Origin of the sequence: Dyella japonica A8 (assembly GCF_000725385.1) — a bacterium.
In the GTDB taxonomy this organism is placed as follows: Bacteria; Pseudomonadota; Gammaproteobacteria; order Xanthomonadales; family Rhodanobacteraceae; genus Dyella; species Dyella japonica_C.
On record NZ_CP008884.1, the window covers coordinates 584,225 to 600,712 of the forward strand.

12 protein-coding genes and 1 pseudogene are annotated in these 16,488 nt (G+C 66.6%); 10 read left to right on the forward strand and 3 right to left on the reverse strand.

Annotated features, from left to right (window positions below):
• Positions 1–15: 15 nt before the first annotated feature.
• Complete coding sequence (gene glk / locus HY57_RS02385; RefSeq protein ID WP_038579265.1) at positions 16–1,101, reverse strand: glucokinase; 1,086 nt, start codon at positions 1,099–1,101, stop codon at positions 16–18.
• A gap of 422 nt (positions 1,102–1,523) precedes the next feature.
• On the opposite strand from glk, the gene HY57_RS02390 reads away from it, so the two are divergent.
• From HY57_RS02390 to nagA, 4 genes are all read left to right on the forward strand, one after another.
• Positions 1,524–2,810: a sugar MFS transporter gene (locus HY57_RS02390; RefSeq protein ID WP_019465700.1), complete on the forward strand. Its 1,287-nt coding sequence runs from the start codon at positions 1,524–1,526 to the stop codon at positions 2,808–2,810.
• A gap of 94 nt (positions 2,811–2,904) precedes the next feature.
• The gene (locus HY57_RS02395) at positions 2,905–3,957 is read left to right on the forward strand and encodes a LacI family DNA-binding transcriptional regulator (RefSeq protein WP_019465701.1); all 1,053 of its coding nucleotides are present in this window, start codon (positions 2,905–2,907) and stop codon (positions 3,955–3,957) included.
• A gap of 54 nt (positions 3,958–4,011) precedes the next feature.
• Positions 4,012–5,046, forward strand: a complete 1,035-nt coding sequence (locus tag HY57_RS02400; RefSeq protein WP_019465702.1) for an SIS domain-containing protein — start codon at positions 4,012–4,014, stop codon at positions 5,044–5,046.
• Complete coding sequence (gene nagA / locus HY57_RS02405) at positions 5,046–6,200, forward strand: N-acetylglucosamine-6-phosphate deacetylase (RefSeq protein WP_019465703.1); 1,155 nt, start codon at positions 5,046–5,048, stop codon at positions 6,198–6,200. The genes HY57_RS02400 and nagA overlap by 1 nt, the downstream gene beginning before the upstream one ends.
• Positions 6,201–6,421: 221 nt before the next feature.
• Here nagA and HY57_RS02410 read toward each other — a convergent pair whose 3' ends face one another.
• Complete coding sequence (locus tag HY57_RS02410) at positions 6,422–8,146, reverse strand: LTA synthase family protein (RefSeq protein WP_019465704.1); 1,725 nt, start codon at positions 8,144–8,146, stop codon at positions 6,422–6,424.
• Between the two features lie 194 nt (positions 8,147–8,340).
• Between HY57_RS02410 and HY57_RS02415 the strand changes: the two genes are divergently transcribed.
• The 6 genes and pseudogenes from HY57_RS02415 (at position 8,341) to thrC (ending at position 14,836) form a co-directional block, all read left to right on the forward strand.
• Positions 8,341–10,359: a bifunctional 2',3'-cyclic-nucleotide 2'-phosphodiesterase/3'-nucleotidase gene (locus HY57_RS02415; protein WP_026034000.1), complete on the forward strand. Its 2,019-nt coding sequence runs from the start codon at positions 8,341–8,343 to the stop codon at positions 10,357–10,359.
• Positions 10,360–10,529: 170 nt separating this feature from the next.
• Positions 10,530–10,781, forward strand: a complete 252-nt coding sequence (locus tag HY57_RS02420; protein WP_019465706.1) for a hypothetical protein — start codon at positions 10,530–10,532, stop codon at positions 10,779–10,781.
• 355 nt (positions 10,782–11,136) lie between these two features.
• Positions 11,137–11,286: a hypothetical protein gene (locus HY57_RS21795; RefSeq protein WP_157786190.1), complete on the forward strand. Its 150-nt coding sequence runs from the start codon at positions 11,137–11,139 to the stop codon at positions 11,284–11,286.
• A gap of 148 nt (positions 11,287–11,434) precedes the next feature.
• Entirely contained in the window at positions 11,435–12,529 is a 1,095-nt protein-coding gene (locus tag HY57_RS02425; RefSeq protein WP_019465707.1) for a hypothetical protein, read from the forward strand.
• Complete coding sequence (locus tag HY57_RS02430) at positions 12,529–13,506, forward strand: homoserine kinase (protein WP_019465708.1); 978 nt, start codon at positions 12,529–12,531, stop codon at positions 13,504–13,506. Before HY57_RS02425 ends, HY57_RS02430 begins: the two co-directional genes overlap by 1 nt.
• Positions 13,503–14,836: pseudogene (gene thrC / locus HY57_RS02435) on the forward strand (threonine synthase). The gene HY57_RS02430 and the pseudogene thrC overlap by 4 nt, the downstream one beginning before the upstream one ends.
• A 194-nt stretch (positions 14,837–15,030) precedes the next feature.
• Here the strand turns inward: thrC and HY57_RS02440 are convergent.
• Entirely contained in the window at positions 15,031–16,383 is a 1,353-nt protein-coding gene (locus HY57_RS02440; protein ID WP_019465710.1) for a GH1 family beta-glucosidase, read from the reverse strand.
• Positions 16,384–16,488 lie beyond the last annotated feature (105 nt).

The following is a 16,488-nucleotide window of genomic DNA, read 5'->3' on the forward strand; positions in this document are numbered from 1 at the left end:
TTGGATGGATGGGAACTACCTGGGTACCTTGTTCTCCCCGGCGCGAGGGCTTTGGGGCCCGCCCTCTCGGTCTTGCTGCTCGAGAAATAGCCCGGCGGCGCCGATGACGCCGTGCTGGCCGTGCTCCATCAGTCGTACGGGAACCTGCTGCAGAAAGGCGCGCATGACGCCCTTGTTGAAAAAGCGCTGGCGGAAGCTGCTGGCCAGCAGCACCTCGCGGATCTGCGGAAGAATGCCGCCAGCCAGGAACACGCCGCCGCGTGCGCCATACAGCAGGCACAGGTCGCCGACGAAGCTGCCCAGCAGGCCGCAGAACACCTCCAGCGCTTCCACGGCCGCCTCGTCGCTGCGCTCCAGGGCTGCCTGCGTGACCTGCGCGGGCAGGGTCAGCACCGGCGGCTGGTGGCGCAGGGCACACAGCGCGCGATACAGGTTGAGCAGGCCGGGGCCGGACAAGGCATGTTCGAAGGAAACGTAAGCGCGGCCACGGGCGAGGTGGCGCAGGATTTCGATTTCACGTTCGTTGCCCGGTGCCAGCGCGATCTGGCCCGCTTCGGTGGCCAGCACGGTGGCGTGCGGGTGACCCGGCAGCAATACGGCCGAGCCCAGGCCGGTGCCCGGGCCCATCACCAGCACCGGACCTTCGGCCGGCGGCGCCTCGCTGTCGATCACGGCGGTGGTGTCGGCGGTGCTCAGGAACTGGGTGGCGTAGGCCACGGCTTCGAAGTCGTTGACGACGGCGAGCTGCTCGATGCCCAGGCTGTCGCGGATGTCGCGGATGGAGACGGGCCACGGCAGGTTGTCGTTGACGATGGCGTCGCCCAGCACGTAGCCGGCGCTGGCCACCGCGCAGCGGTTCACGTGCACGGCGTGGTCCAGCTGGCCGACGAAGTCCTGCAGCACCGCCGTCAGGCTCGGCCAGTCCGCGCAGGCGTAGCGGTGGTATTGCAGCACCGTCACCGGACGCACGCCGTCCGGCTCGCGGCTCACCAGCCCGATGCGGGCATGCGTGCCTCCGACGTCCGCAGCGAGAAACGCCCCCTGCAGCCGCGGAAGCTGGCGCGATGTCAGGTTGTGGTTGCCGCTTTGCGCCACCGACATCCCCTCCCCACGCTGGGGCCGCACCCACCCTGGGCGACCCTGCCATGGGCCGAGTCTCGTCCCGTTATGACAACGTTGTCAACACAGCGTTTTATCATGCGAAACAAGGATTTGGCGCGGCCCAGCAATCGCAGCAAATAACGCCGTTCGCGCAGGATCGTGATGCATCGCAACATGCTGTATCAGCAACGATTTTTGCCTGTCGAACCGGTCAAGGCTGCTGACAAAACGGGGCTACCGCGCCGCAACATGAGGGCGGCGGCATGGGGGTCTTCGGGGCCAACCAGGGATGGGGACGCGATGGCTTGTCCGTGTCAAAATTTGACAACGTTACGCTTAGCGTCGATAAAAGCTCTTTCGGGGAATCAGGACCGGCTTCGGTCCGTCGTTCAGCGGCAATCCGCGGGGAGTAAAGTCCATCCATGTCTGCCACTACGCTTGCCGCCGGCGAGTCACGCTCTTCCAGCGTGGTGCCGATGCTTATCATCGGCGTGCTGTTCTTCATCTTCGGTTTCGTCACCTGGCTCAACGGCCCGCTGATCACCTTCGTGAAGCTTGCCTTCAACGTGGATGACGTCTCGGCGTTCCTCGTGCCACTGGTGTTCTACTTTTCGTACTTCTTCCTGGCCATTCCTTCCTCCAGCGTACTTCGCCGCACCGGCATGAAGAAAGGCATGGGCCTGGGCCTGTTCGTGATGGCGATCGGCGCGGTGGTGTTCGGCCAGTTCGTCAGCATGCGCGTCTTCTATCCAGCGCTTTTCGGCCTGTTCGTGATCGGCGCGGGCCTCGCGTTGCTGCAGACCGCGTCCAATCCGTACATCAGCATCCTCGGCCCCATCGACAGCGCCGCGCAGCGCATCGCCTTCATGGGCATCTGCAACAAGGTGGCCGGCGCGCTGGCGCCGTTCGTGTTCGGCGCGCTGGTGCTCAGCGGCATCGACACGTTCGATACCCAGGTGAAGGCAGCCGCGACGCCGGAAGCGAAGGAGGCCCTGCTCAACGCCTTCGCCGCCAAGATCCACATGCCGTACATGATCATGGCGGGCCTGCTGGTGCTGCTGGCGATCTGGGTGGTCCGTTCGCCGCTGCCGGAAATCAAGCCGGCCGGCGCCAACGCCGAGTCGGACATCGGCCACGCCAAGGGCGGCATCTTCAGCTTCCCGCACCTGTGGCTGGGCGTGCTGTGCCTGTTCCTCTACGTGGGCGTGGAAGTGATGGCGGGCGACGCCATCGGCACCTACGGCCAGGGCTTTGGCCTGCCGCTGGATGAAACGAAGCATTTCACCTCGTACACGCTGATCGCCATGCTCGCGGGTTACCTCGCCGGCCTGGTGCTGATCCCCCGCTTCATCTCGCAGCAGAGCTACCTCGCGGTATCGGCGGTGATGGGCGTGCTGTTCACGCTGGGGGCGTACTTCACCACCGGCCATGCCTCGGTGGGTTTTGTCGCGGCGCTGGGCTTCGCCAACGCCATGATGTGGCCGGCGATCTTCCCGCTGGCCATCCACGGCCTGGGGCGCCTGACCGAACGCGGCTCGGCCCTGCTCATCATGGCGATCGTGGGTGGTGCGCTGGTGCCGCAGCTGTTCGTGCACCTGAAACAGCATTTCAACTTCCAGCTGGTATTCATGGCGCTGATGGTGCCCTGCTACCTGTACATCCTGTACTACGGCCTCAAGGGGCACCGCGTCGGCCAGCACGCGCGCTGAGCTTAGGGACGGCGCGCCGGACGCGCCGTCCGCAGGCACAGCTGCGCTGGGCTACGATGCCACCACTTCATCCCGTATTGCCGGAGTTTTCACGTTGCGCAACCCCACCATCAAGGACGTCGCCAAACGTTCGGGCGTTTCGCTCAAGACCGTCTCGCGCGTGATCAATCACGAGGCATCGGTGCGCGCCGATACGCGCGAGAAGGTCGAGCGCGCGATCGAGGCATTGGGCTACCAGCCCAACCCCTCCGCACGCGGCCTGCGCAGCACGCATGCCTACGCCATCGGGCTGGTCTACGACAACCCGAACGCGCACTACGTGATCAGCATGCAGGACGGCGTGCTGTCCGCCTGCCGCGAGCGCGGCTTCGGCCTGCTGATCCATCCCTGCGATTCGTCCTCGCCGGAACTCGCGGCGGAACTGTGCGCGCTGGTCGAACGTAATCGCCTGGCCGGCCTGGTGCTGGCGCCGCCGATGTCCGAACAGGCCGAGCTGATCAACACGCTGACCGAGAATGACGTTAGCTTCGTGCGTATCATTTCCTCGCGCGAAGACCCCCATGACGGCGCGCCCTGCGTCTACATCGACGACCGCAGCGCGGCCTACGCGATCACCGAACACCTGATCCAGATGGGTCACCAGCGCATCGGCTTCCTGTGGGGCGAACCGCATCACCGGTCCAGCCCGGAGCGTTACCAGGGCTATGCCGACGCGCTGCGCGACTACGGCCTGCCGCTGGACAAGAAGCTGGTGCTGCCCGGCCGCTATGCGTTCGACGACGGTTTCCGCGGCGCGCGCAAGCTGCTCGCGCTGAAGGAACCGCCGACCGCCATCTTCGGCAGCAACGACGAGATCGCCGCGGGCGTACTCGCCGCCGCGCGCTCCAGCGGGCTGGACGTACCGTGGAACCTTTCCATCGCCGGCTTCGAGGACAGCCCGTTCTCCAAGCAGGCCTGGCCCGCGCTCACCACCGCCCGCCAGTCCACCAGCGACATCGGCCGCCACGCAGCGCTACAGCTGATGGCCGAGCTGCAACGCAAGGCTGGCGCGACGGTAGAGCTGCCGCACAGCGAATGTTTCGTACCCGAACTGGTCGTGCGCGGCTCCACCGCGCCGCCGCAAACCCCGACGCCACGCAAGGGCTGAGGCCACGCCTCGATCCGAGCGGCGTGCGTCCACACGCATGCCAAGAGATAGACGATGAAGCAAGCCAGCGACACCCTGATGTACCGCGAGGCCCACGAGGCGGCCGCCGTGGTCGAGCGCCAGCTGCGCGAGAACGCGCCGATCCTGAAGAAGCTCGGCGAACAGCTGCGGACCCAGCCGCCCCGCTTCATCGTCACCTGTGCGCGCGGCAGTTCCGACCACGCCGCCGCCTATGCGAAGTACGTGTTCGAAACCCGGCTTGGCCTGATCACCGCGTCGGCGTCGCCGTCCATCTCCTCGATCTACGACGCCGACCTGCATCTGGACGGCGCGCTGTTCATCGCCATCTCGCAGTCGGGCAAGAGTCCCGACCTGCTGCGTAGCGCGCAGGCCGCCAAGGACGCCGGCGCGCACGTGGTGGCGCTGGTGAACGTGGAAGACTCTCCGCTCGCGCAGATGGCGGACACCTTCGTGCCGCTGCGCGCCGGCCCGGAACTCAGCGTGGCCGCGACCAAGAGCTACCTCGCCACGCTCGCCGCCGTGCTGCAGCTCACCGCGCATTGGGGCAACGACGCCGAACTGTACGGCATCGTCGAACGCCTGCCGGAGGATCTGCGCCGCGGCTGGGACTGCGACTGGAGCCCGATGGTCGAAGGCCTCACCAAGGCGAGCAGCCTGTTCGTGGTCGGCCGCGGCTTTGGTTTCGGCGCCGCGCTGGAGGCCGCGCTCAAGCTCAAGGAAACCTGCGGCCTGCATGCCGAAGCCTTCAGCGCAGCCGAAGTGAAGCATGGCCCGATGGCCATCGTGGGCGAAGGCTTTCCCGTGCTGTTCTTCGCCCAGGGCGACGGCACGCAGGACAACACCATCGCCGTGGCGAACGAATTCCGTGCACGCGGCGCGCGCGTGTTCATTGCCGCACCGGGCAACCACGATCCGGACAAGCTGCCGCTGCCCGATGGCGTGTCGCCGATGGTGACCCCACTGCTCGCCGTGCAGAGTTTCTATCGCGCGGCCAGTGCACTGTCGCTGGCGCGCGGTTTCGATCCCGACGTGCCGCCGCATCTACGCAAGGTGACGGAGACGATGTAATGACCACGCCCCTTACCGCACTCGTCAACGGTCGCGTGCTCACCGACCACGGCCCGCGCAACGGATGGGTGGTGCTGGTGCGCGGCGAGCGCATCGAAGCCATCGTCCCTGCCGACGATGCGCGCATCACCGGCGCGCAGCAGCACGACCTGAAGGGCCGGCTGTTGCTGCCGGGCTTTATCGACGTGCAGGTCAACGGCGGCGGCGGCGTGCTGTTCAACGCCGAGGCCACCGTGGAAGCGCTGGCCACCATCGGCGCGGCGCACCGCAAGTACGGCACCACCGGCTTCCTGCCCACGCTGATCACCGACACCGCCGACGTGATGCGCAAGGCGCTCGATGCGGTGGACACGGCCATCGAGCAGGGCGTGCCGGGCGTGCTGGGCATCCACCTGGAAGGCCCGTTCCTCGCCACCGCGCGCAAGGGTATCCACGACGCCAGCCTGTTCCGCCTGCCCGATGCCGAGGACATCGCCGCCATCACGCGCAACCGTCGCGGTGTGGTGATGCTGACGCTGGCCGTGGAAGAAGTGCCGCTCGACACCATCCGCCAGCTCAGCGAAGCCGGCGTGCTGGTGGTGGCCGGCCACACCGCGGCCACCTACACCCGCACGCGCGCCGCGCTCGACGCGGGCGTGTGCGGCTTCACCCATCTCTACAACGCGATGACCCCACTGGGCAGCCGCGAGCCTGGCGTGGTCGGCGCGGCACTGGACGATCCGCACAGCTGGTGCGGGCTGATCGTCGACGGCCACCACGTGCACCCGGTCGCGCTGCGCATCGCCATCGCGGCGAAGGCCAAGGGCAAGAGCGTGCTGGTTACCGACGCCATGCCGCCGGTGGGTTCGGACAGCCCCGAGTACGTGCTCAACGGCCAGACCATCATCGCGCGCGACGGCATCTGCCAGAGCGATGCAGGCGTGCTCGCGGGTTCGGCGCTGGACATGGCGACCGGCGTGCGCAACCTGGTGGAGATGGTCGGCCTGCCGCTGGCCGAAGCCTCGCGCATGGCCAGTGCCTATCCCGCCGCGTGGCTTGGCCTGGATCGCACACACGGCCGCCTGGTCGCCGGGCAGCACGCGGATTTCGCCGTGCTGGACGACGGGCTGGTGGTGAAGGAAACCTGGATCTCGGGCGTTCGCTACGACGTTTGAGTGGCACCAGTTTTCATTTCAGCGAAGCCGTAATGAAAAACGGTTCGCGCCTCCCCAGCGTTTCCGCAAGCAACCATGTCCCTCACCGTCATTCCCGCGAAAGCGGGAATCCAGCGTCTTTAATACCTCGGTGCCGCGAGAAAAGGCACTGGATTCCCGCTTTCGCGGGAATGACGGTGAGGGATAGGTGGCTTTGAGCAAGTGCCTCTCAGTGCTCTCGCTTATTCGTACACGTGCAGCCGGTTGAAGATCCACGCGTGGTACGACTTCACCAGACCCGGCTGCGCGCAATCGGTGTAGAGGCCATTGCAACGGGTCCGCAGCGAGATGGCCGCCGAGAAGTACGGGTCGGTCGGCAGGTCCGCCGCCTGCAGCACCATGCTCGGCAACAAGGCGATGTCGAGCATGGGGTACTTCGGCAGCTCGGCACCCTGGAAGTTGCTCTTGATCATGTAATAGGTGAGGTAGTCCTTGTACGAGGACAGCCCATCCGGCCACGTGCGTGGCATGCCCCTGATCAGACCGCTGAACGACGGCTGGTGGTCGCCGAAGTGCACGATCACCGTGGGCTGCGCGCGATCGAGGAAGTCGTGCTCCAGCCCGTGCATCGCCACGTCGGAGTTGTGCAGGTTCGACAGATAGGTGTTGAAGTTGATCGACTCGCGCGTCGGCAGGCCCTTCAGTACGCCCTTGTTGAACGGCGGCGGCAGCACGGACAGCGGGTCGGTATCGTGCGGGCCGTGCTGCGCCAGCGTCAGGATCATCACGAACACCGGCTGGCCCGGCTTCTTCACCTTGTCGTAGACGCGCTTGGCGGCGTCGAACATCTGCTTGTCGGTTTCCTCCCACTCTTCCAGGCCCAGCTGGCTGGCGTCGTAGAACTGGTCGAAGCCATACGCCTTATAGGCGTTGCGGCCGTTGAGGAAGGAGCCGTTGGTCGGATAGATGGCCACGGTGAGGTAGCCCAGGCGCTGCAGCTGGCGCGGCAGGCTGTCCTGCACGTGCGGGGCGAGCACATACGGCGCGTACATGCCGCCGGGGCCGAAGATGTCCTGCGGCATGCCGGTGAGCGTGGCGAACTCGCTCACCCAGGTGCCGCCACCAAAGGTGTGCACGCGCATCGGGCCGGTGGCACGCGTGCGTCCGTCGTACTTGAACAACGACACGCGGCATTCAGGGACGTTGCACTCGGTGAAGTTGGACGGGTTGAAGGTGCTTTCTTCCAGCACCTGCACGATGTCCGGGTACGACGCGGGGGAGCGCGGGGTGGCGGCCGGCTCGCCCGAGGCGGTGGCGCCCCAGTCTTCCTCGGCCTTCGCATCGTCAGCCATGTCGGGCAGGTGGATGTCCGAGTCGCTGAAGTTGACGAAGAAGTTGGTGATCTGCGCGTCGTCGGAGAGCTTCTCCCACACGTTCCTCGCATGCACCTCGGCGAATGGGCCGTTGGGCAGCAGGCACAGCCAGAACGCAAAGCCCCACACCAGCACGCCGCTGGCGCGCATGGTCCACGCGCGGCGGGGGCTGAGGTGGGCCAGCAAGCGGCGGTCGAGGCGCCACACCGCCCACAGGGCCAGCGGCGTCAGCACGCACACGCCCAGCGAAAGCAGCCACAGGTGCGGGTAATGGCGCAGGGTTTCGAGCAGGCTGCTGCGCGCGTAGTAGATGAAGTCCGCCGGCATCAGCGGCGAATCGAGGTAACGCAGCTTCATCACGGACAGGAAGTTCAGCCCGAGGAACAGGCCGCCGCTCACCACAAGCGCGGTGGCCGGGCGCGCGAACGCCGACAGCAGCATGCCGAACGCACACACCATCAGGGCGATCACGAACGCCTGCTGCAGCAGGGCCGGCTCGCGCAGCGCGGTCATATTGACGCAGAACAGGAAGAAGGCGATGGCGAGCAGCCAGGGCCCACTCTTTCGCAGGAAGCGAAGCGGTTGTTGCGGCATATAAGGCGAGGCCCCCTGTTCGGCCCGGTGTCATCTGGGCGCAATTCTACGGTCTTGTCGCTGTCACATGCACAACGGCCGGCAACGGACAAACGGCGCCACCATGCGGTTCAGCGGCCGTTGAGCGGGCGGATCGTCACGCCGATCTGCTAGGTTTCCCGCTTTGACTCCCTTGCTTCCCCATGGACCGGACCATGCGCCTTCGCCTCCTCCCCCTCGCCGCCCTGGCCGCCGCCGTGCTGGCCGGCTGCGCCAGCCAGTCGACCCGGCATCCCGCCGCCCTGCCCGATGGCAGCCGCGCCCGGGTGGCGATCCTGGAAACCACGGACGTCCACTCCAACGTGCTCAGCTACGACTATTACAAGCAGCGCGAGGACGATTCGGTGGGCTACGAGCGGGTGGCCACGCTGATCCGCCGCGCCCGCGCCCAGTACCCGGACAACTTCCTGTTCGACAGCGGCGACACCATCCAGGGCAGCGTGCTGGCCGATTACCAGGCGCTGGTGAAGCCGGTCGGCTGCGACCAGGAGCTGGGCATCTATCAGGCCATGGACGCCATGGGCTACGACGGCGGCACCGCCGGCAACCACGAGTTCAACTACGGCCTGGGTTTCCTGTCGCAGGTCACCGGCACGCCGATGAACGTGGACGGCGGCCACAGCGACCGCTGCGTCGGCCCGCGTTTCCCGTTGGTGCTCTCCAATGTGTTCAGCGCCCGCGACGGCGCACCGATCTTCAAGCCGTGGACGGTGGTACAGAAGGACATCACCGTCACCGCGCCGGACGGCAGCACGCGCAAGCTGCCGCTGAAGGTCGGCATTATCGGTTTCACGCCGCCGCCGATCCTGGAGTGGGACAAGCAGAACCTGGCCGGCAAGGTCACCGTGACGGGCGTGGTGGAAGCGGCGCAGAAGTACCTGCCGGCGCTGGAAGCCCAGCATCCGGACCTCGTCGTCGCCGTGCTGCACGGCGGCCTCGATACCGCGCCTTACACCCCCGCCATGGAGAACGGCGGCTGGTATCTCGCCGGCATCCCCGGCATCGACGTGGTGCTGCTCGGCCACTCGCATACCGAGTTCCCCGGCCCACACTACAAGGGCATGAAGGACGTGGACGCCGAGCGCGGCTTCGTGCGCGGCAAGCCCGCCGTGATGGGCGGCTTCTTCGGCAAGGACCTGGGCGTGATCGACCTTGCCTTGCAGCGCAAGGACGGCCACTGGGTGATCGACGACAGCCAGACGCACAGCGAAGTGCGCCCCATCTGTGACAAGCCAGGCGGCCCGAACAAGTCGGGTCCGCAAAAGATGGCGTGCGTCCCCGCCGACCCGGCCATCGCCCCGCTGGTGCAGCAGGCACATGAGGCGGCCATCGCCTACGTGAATACGCCGATCGGCGAGACCCGCGTGCACCTGAGCAGCTACTTCGCCGACGAAGGCAACATGACCGCGCTCGCGCCGATCAATGCCGCCATGCGTGACTACGTACAGAGCGAACTGCCCAAGACGCATCCGGAGCTGGCCAGCCTGCCGGTGCTCTCGGCGGCGGCCGCGTTCCGCACCGGCTTCGGCGGCCCGGACGACTACACCGACGTCGCGGTCGGCCCGCTCACCCTGCGCAGCGCGGCGGACCTGTACTTCTATCCGAACACGCTTGCGGCGGTGAAGGTGGATGGCGCCGGCCTCAAGGCATGGCTGGAGAAATCCGCCGAACGCTTCAACCGCATCGACCCGACAAAGGAAGGCGAGCAACCCCTGATCGGCGACCGTCTGCCCGGCTTCAACTTCGACCAGATCCAGGGCGAGCTGAGCTACCAGATCGATGTGACCCGACCCGAAGGCGAGCGCATCGTCAAGCTCACCTACAAGGGCAAGCCAGTGAAGCCGGCGCAGGCCTTCATCGTCGCCACCAACAACTACCGCGCCAGCGGTGGCGGCAGCTTCCCCGGGCTGGACGGCAGCAACATCGTGCTGGCCGCGCCGGACGGTGCACGCGAAATCCTGGCCAGGTGGCTGCAGAAGAAGCAGACGCTCACCGCCAAGGACCTTCCCGCCGCCTCCTGGCACTTCGTACCGGTGAAGACGCGTGGCGAGGTGGTGCTCAAGGCGGCCTCGGGCAAGCAGGACGTGGCGCGCGAGGCAGGCCTGAAGAACATCCGCCAGGTGAAAGACAACGGTGACGGCACGGCGGTGTACGCCATCGACCTCTCTCACTGAAGGCCTGCTCAAAACGCCCAATAAGCGTCCATGTTCCTCACCGTCATTCCGGCGCACCCCGAAAAGGGGCAAGGGCCGGAATGACGAGTGAAACGCCTAGGTCTTCTCACCGACCCGCAACGGCGTAGACTCCGCCGCGCACACTACCGTGGCATGCCAGGAAGCAACCCATGCAAGGTGAAAAGAAATACTGGTTCCCCGCCAAGCGTTATGGCTGGGGCTGGGGTTTCCCCACTACCTGGCAGGGGTTGCTGGTGCTGGGTGCCTACATCGCCCTGCTCGCCGGCGGCACGACCTGGCTGAAGCCCGCCGATTCGCATGCCGCGTTCCTGCTTTATGCCTTCGGCCTGACGGCATGTCTGCTGCTCGTGTGCTGGCTCAAGGGCGAACCGCCGCGCTGGCGCTCGGGCAAGCAGGACTGACCAAAGCCTCCGGGCTTGAACCTGTAGGAGCGCACGGGTGCGCGACCGCGGTGCGATGCCGATGCCGCTTCGTCAGGTGGTCGCGCACCAGTGCGCTCCTACAGGAAAAGCAGCAAGCCGGCTCGTGCTGACTGTGGAAGCTCACCCTGTGGGCGACTGCAGCTGTGGGCCACTGCAACGCCACCGCATCGCCGCTTCGTCAGGCTGTCGCGCACAGGGTGCGCTCCCACAGGGGGGCGGTGCCCGATTCAACTGTGCGGGAACCCAACGGCTTGGGACCAAACCCTCCCGGACGTCCAAAAGTTTCAAAAGCACCTGTTGACTGCACTGCAGCATTCCCCCTAAGGTCGGGACCATGTCGCCGCTTATCGCGCCAGCTCGCATGTTCCATAGCCCGGTTTCCACCGGATGCGCGTTGCTGTCCGGCGCCATGACCATCGCCACCCTGACCACCACCACGACCACTATTACCACCGGGTCGGGGTGGGTTTCCGTGCGCGAATAAGTTCCTGACGCAAACGGCCCCGCCCTCGATGAGGCGGGCCGGCGTACACTCCGACTCCCCTCGACGAGCACGGGCCACCACCTTGGAGGCCACCGTGAACGCTGTCGCATCACCCTCGCTCGAACAACCGTCGCTACCGCCACATGCCATGGCGCTGCCGACGACCACCGCGCGCCAGCGCGTCCTCGCCGTGGGCCTGGTCGGCCCCGGCCGTGTCGGCAGCGCCCTGCTGGACCAGCTGCGAACCGCGCAACCGCGCCTGGCGCGCGCCGGCCTGGATCTGCGCCTGTGCGGCGTGGCGTCCAGCCGCCGCATGTGGCTGGACGTGGACGATCCCGAGTTGAATGGCCGCCACGACAGCGCGCAGACCTGGCGCCCGAGCAACCTCGACGAGTTCGCCGCCCATCTTCGCGGCGACGGCGGCCGCCATGCCTTGCTGATCGACTGCAGCGCCAGCGATGCCGTCGCCTCGCGCTATGCCGAGTGGCTCGCCAGCGGCGTCCATGTGGTGACGCCGAACAAACTCGCCAGCAGCGGACCGTTGTGGCGTTTGCAAGCGATTCGCGCTGCGTGCGGCAGTGGCGCGCGATTCCGCTATGAGGCCACGGTGTGCGCTGGTCTCCCCGTGGTGCAGACGCTGCGCGACCTGCTCGATACCGGCGATGAATTGCTTGCCGTCGAAGGCATGTTCTCCGGCACGCTGGCGTGGCTTTGCAATCGCCACGACGGCAGCCGCCCGTTCTCTGCGCTGGTGCGCGAGGCGCATGCGCTGGGCTATACGGAACCCGATCCGCGCGACGATCTGTCCGGCCTCGACGTGGCCCGCAAGCTGGTCATCCTGGCGCGCGAAGCGGGCTGGTCCTTGTCGCTGGACGATGTCGACGTGCAGAGCCTGGTGCCAAGCGAACTGGCCGGGCTTCCCGTCGAAGAGGCCATGGAAGCGCTGCATCTGCTCGATGCGCCGATGGCGCGCCAGGTCGCACACGCGCAGACGCATGGCGGCGTGCTGCGCCACGTGGCCAGCCTGGACGCCAAGGGCCACGCCAGCGTGCGGCTGGCCGTATTGCCGCAGTCGCATCCGTTCGCGCACACGCGCCTCACCGACAACGTCGTACAGTTCACCACGCACCGCTATCGCGAAAACCCGATGCTGGTGCAAGGACCCGGCGCCGGGCCGGAAGTCACGGCGGCGGGTATATTTGCCGACCTTCTTCGCATCGCTGAATCGCTGGAGGTGCGTTGATGAGCGCCCAACTGATGGAACCCCTGATATCCCCGCACCGCGCGCTGAGCGCCCAAGCCATGGCCTATGCCAGCGTCGGCAACGTCGCCGTCGGCTTCGACATCCTCGGTCACAGCGTGGCCGGTGCCGGCGATCGCGCCGTCGTACGGCGCATCGATGAGCCCGTGGTGCGCATCGCGGCCATCCACGGCCGCGTCACCAACCTGCCGCTGGACGCCGCGAGCAACACCGCCGGGGCAGCGCTGATGTCGCTGCGTCGTGCGCTGGGCCTGCGCCATGGCTTTGAAGTGGAACTGCACAAGGGCATCGCGCTCGGCTCGGGCATGGGCGGTTCGGCCGCCTCGTGCGTGGCCGCGCTGGTGGCCGCCAACGCCCTGCTCGAACGCCCGCTGCCGCGCGAGGCGCTCTATGGCTTCGCGCTCGACGGCGAACAGGTGGCCAGCGGCAGCCGCCACGGCGACAACCTGGGGCCGATGCTGCTCGGCGGCCTGGTGCTGTCCACGCGTGACCGCCTGCTGCGCCTGTCCGTGCCGGAGGCCTGGCATTGCGCGCTGGTGCATCCGCACGTAGTGCTGGAGACGCGCCAGGCGCGCGCGGTGCTGGCCCAGGGATTCGACCTGCACGACGTCGTCGCGCAACACGCCAACCTCGCCCTCTTCCTCACCGGTTGCCAGCGCGGCGATGCGGAACTGGTGCGCGAAGGGCTGAAGGATGTTCTGGTGGAACCAAGGCGCTCGCCGCTGGTCCCAGGGTTCGCGCGCGTGAAGCAGGCTGCTTTGGATCACGGCGCGCTCGGCGCCAGCATTTCCGGCGCCGGCCCCAGCATGTTCGGCTGGTACGAGCGACGTGAGGACGCCGAGCGCGCGGCCGCAGCGATGGCTGCGGCGTTCGCGTCGGAAGGCCTGGCGAGCGATGTACTCGTTTCACCCATCAACGGACCGGCTGCAGCGCTGGTCGACGAGGAACAGGCCGCATGAGCGAGCCGTTGCATTACCGCAGTACGCGTGGCGCAAGCCACGCTGCCCGCATCGAGGAGGTGATTGCCGCCGGCCTCGCACCCGATGGCGGTTTGTACGTGCCTGAAGCGTTGCCGCAACGCGACCCTGCCGAGTTCGATCCCAACGGCTCGCTGGCCGATACCGCCACGACGCTGCTGGATCCGTTCTTCCGCGGCTCGTCGCTGGCGGGCGAACTGCCCGCGATCTGCCGCGAAGCGCTGGATTTTGACGTGCCGCTGCGGCCGCTGTCCTATCGTCAGGATGCCTCGCTGCTGGAGCTGTTCCACGGCCCGAGCGCCGCGTTCAAGGACGTCGGCGCCCGCTTCCTGGCCGCCTGCTTCCGTCGCCTGCGCCGCAACAGCGATGTGCCGCTGACCATCCTGGTCGCCACCTCCGGCGATACCGGTGCTGCGGTGGCGGCGGCGTTCCATCGCCAGCCCGGCGTGCGTGTGGTCATCCTTTATCCCGATGGGCGCGTGTCGCCGCGCCAGGCCCATCAGCTGGGTAGCTTCGACGACAACGTGCAGGCGCTGCGCGTGGACGGCACGTTCGACGACTGCCAGCGCATGGTGAAGGCAGCGCTTCACGATGCGGAGCTGCAACTGCGCGTGCCCTTGTCCTCCGCCAACAGCATCAGCCTCGGCCGCCTGCTGCCGCAGATGAGTTACTACGCGCACGCAGCCCTGGCGTGGTGGCGCGAACATGGCGCACCGCTCAACTTCATCGTGCCGACCGGCAACCTCGGCAACGCGCTGGCCTGCATCTGGGTGCGCGAAATGGGCCTGCCGGTGGGCGAGATCCACCTGGCCTGCAACGCCAACGCCACGCTCAGCGACTACTTCGACGGCTCGCCCTACGCCCCCGCCCCGCCGTGGCCACGCTGGCCAATGCCATGGACGTGGGCTCGCCCAGCAATTTCGAGCGCCTGCGCTGGACCTTCCCCCGCGACCATGAGCTGCGCCTGCAACTGCATGCCCGCAGCGTGGATGACGAAACCATTTGCGAAACCATCGTGCGCCACGCGCGCGACCACGACGAAGTGTTCTGTCCGCATACGGCGACGGCCGTGCACCTGCTCGACCACATGGGCGTCACCAGCCTGCCGTGGGCGGTGGTGTCGACGGCCCATCCGGCGAAATTCGACAGCGTGGTCGAGCCCTTGATCGGCGAGCACCTGGAGGTGCCGCCGGCGCTTGCTGCCATGCTGCAGCGTCCAGCGCATGCGGAGCCGATGTCTGCGAGTGATTCAGCGCTCAAGGCATGGCTGGATCAACGATTGAAGGTGGAACGCACCGTCGTCGCGAAGTGAGCGGGCCGGCAATACCGGCTGCAGCGGAATGGGACATAGCTCGATGTCGACGGATGTTTCGCTTCCTCACCGTCATCCCGGCGAAGGCCGGGATCCAGTGACTTTTCTTGGCCTGGTCAAAGACGCTGGATCCCGGCCTTCGCCGGGATGACGACGAGGTAACGTGCAGGCCAGGTGATAACCCAACCTGCAGCTCAACCGTCCAGCACGGCGCCGTTACTCTTGATCACCTCGGCATAGAACTTCGCCGTCGCCTTGGGCGTGCGCTTCTGCGTGGCGAAATCCACGTGGTACAGGCCGAAGCGCTTGGCAAAGCCCAGCGACCATTCAAGGTTATCCAGCAATGACCACGCGTAATAGCCCCTGAGGTTCACGCCCTGCTGGATGGCGTGGTGCATCGCCTTGAGGTGTTTGCGCAGGTAGCTGGTGCGCAGCGGGTCTTCCACCACGTCGCCATCGGCTACAGGCGCGTCATAGAACGCCGAGCCGTTCTCAGTGACGTACAGCGGAATATCGCCGTAGCGGTCCCTGAACCAGGTGAGTGTGTCGGTGAAGCCTTGTTCGTACACTTCCCAGCCGGTTTCGGTGTGGGTGACGTTGGGTTGGCGCACCGGCGACGCCTTCAGCGGATAGGCCTGCGGGTCGTTCTTCACCACGGCGCGGGTGTAGTAGTTGAGGCCAACGAAATCCACCGGCTGTTTCGTCAGCTTGAAATCGTCTTGCGGAAAATCCGGCCAGGCCGGCCCGAAGATTTCCTTGAGTTCCGGTGGATAGCTGCCCAGCAACGCGGGGTCGGCGAACTGCTCGTTCATGTACGCGTGGGCGCGCCGCGTGGCGGCAATGTCTTCCGGGCTGTGGCTCGCGGGGTACTTCGGCTCGATATTGAACACCACGCCGATCTCGTGCCTGCCCAGCGCACGATAGGCCTGGATGCCCGCGCCGCTGGCACGCATCAGGTTATGCGTGGCAATGGGTGCCTCGTACTTGCTGCGATGCCCCGGCGCCAGCTTGCCGTGCAGATAGCCGCCATCCGTGACCACCCAGGGCTCGTTGAGCGTGGACCAACGCTTTACGCGGTCGTCCAGCGCCTTGAACATCACGCCTGCATACTCGGCAAACCAGTGCGCGCTGTCGCGATTAAGCCAGCCACCGCGATCGTCCAGCGCCGCCGGAAGATCCCAGTGGAACAACGTGGCGTTCGGCTCGATGCCGTTCTCCAGCAGCTCATCGACCAACCGCGAATAGAAGTCCAAACCCTTCTGGTTGATGCGTCCCGTGCCTTCCGGCAGCACCCGCGCCCACGCAATGCTGAAGCGGTAGCCCTGCAGGCCCAGCGCACGCATCAACTGCACGTCGCCCTTGTAGCGGCGGTAGTGGTCGCAGGCGATGTCGCCGTTGTCGTCGTTCGCCATCATGCCCGGCGTGTGGGCAAAGCGTTCCCAGATGCTGGGACCGGCGCCATCGGCGAGCGGCGAACCTTCGATCTGGTAGGCCGACGTCGCGGCGCCCCAATGGAAGTCCGGCGGAAAGACATAGCTCTGGGTCATGTGGACGGTCCCCTCTTGCCGCGGCACGGCTTGATGTAAACGCTTACATGGAGAGAATAGCCGAGTACAGCCCCGATGTGCACCGGCCTAAGGTCACATTCGGCT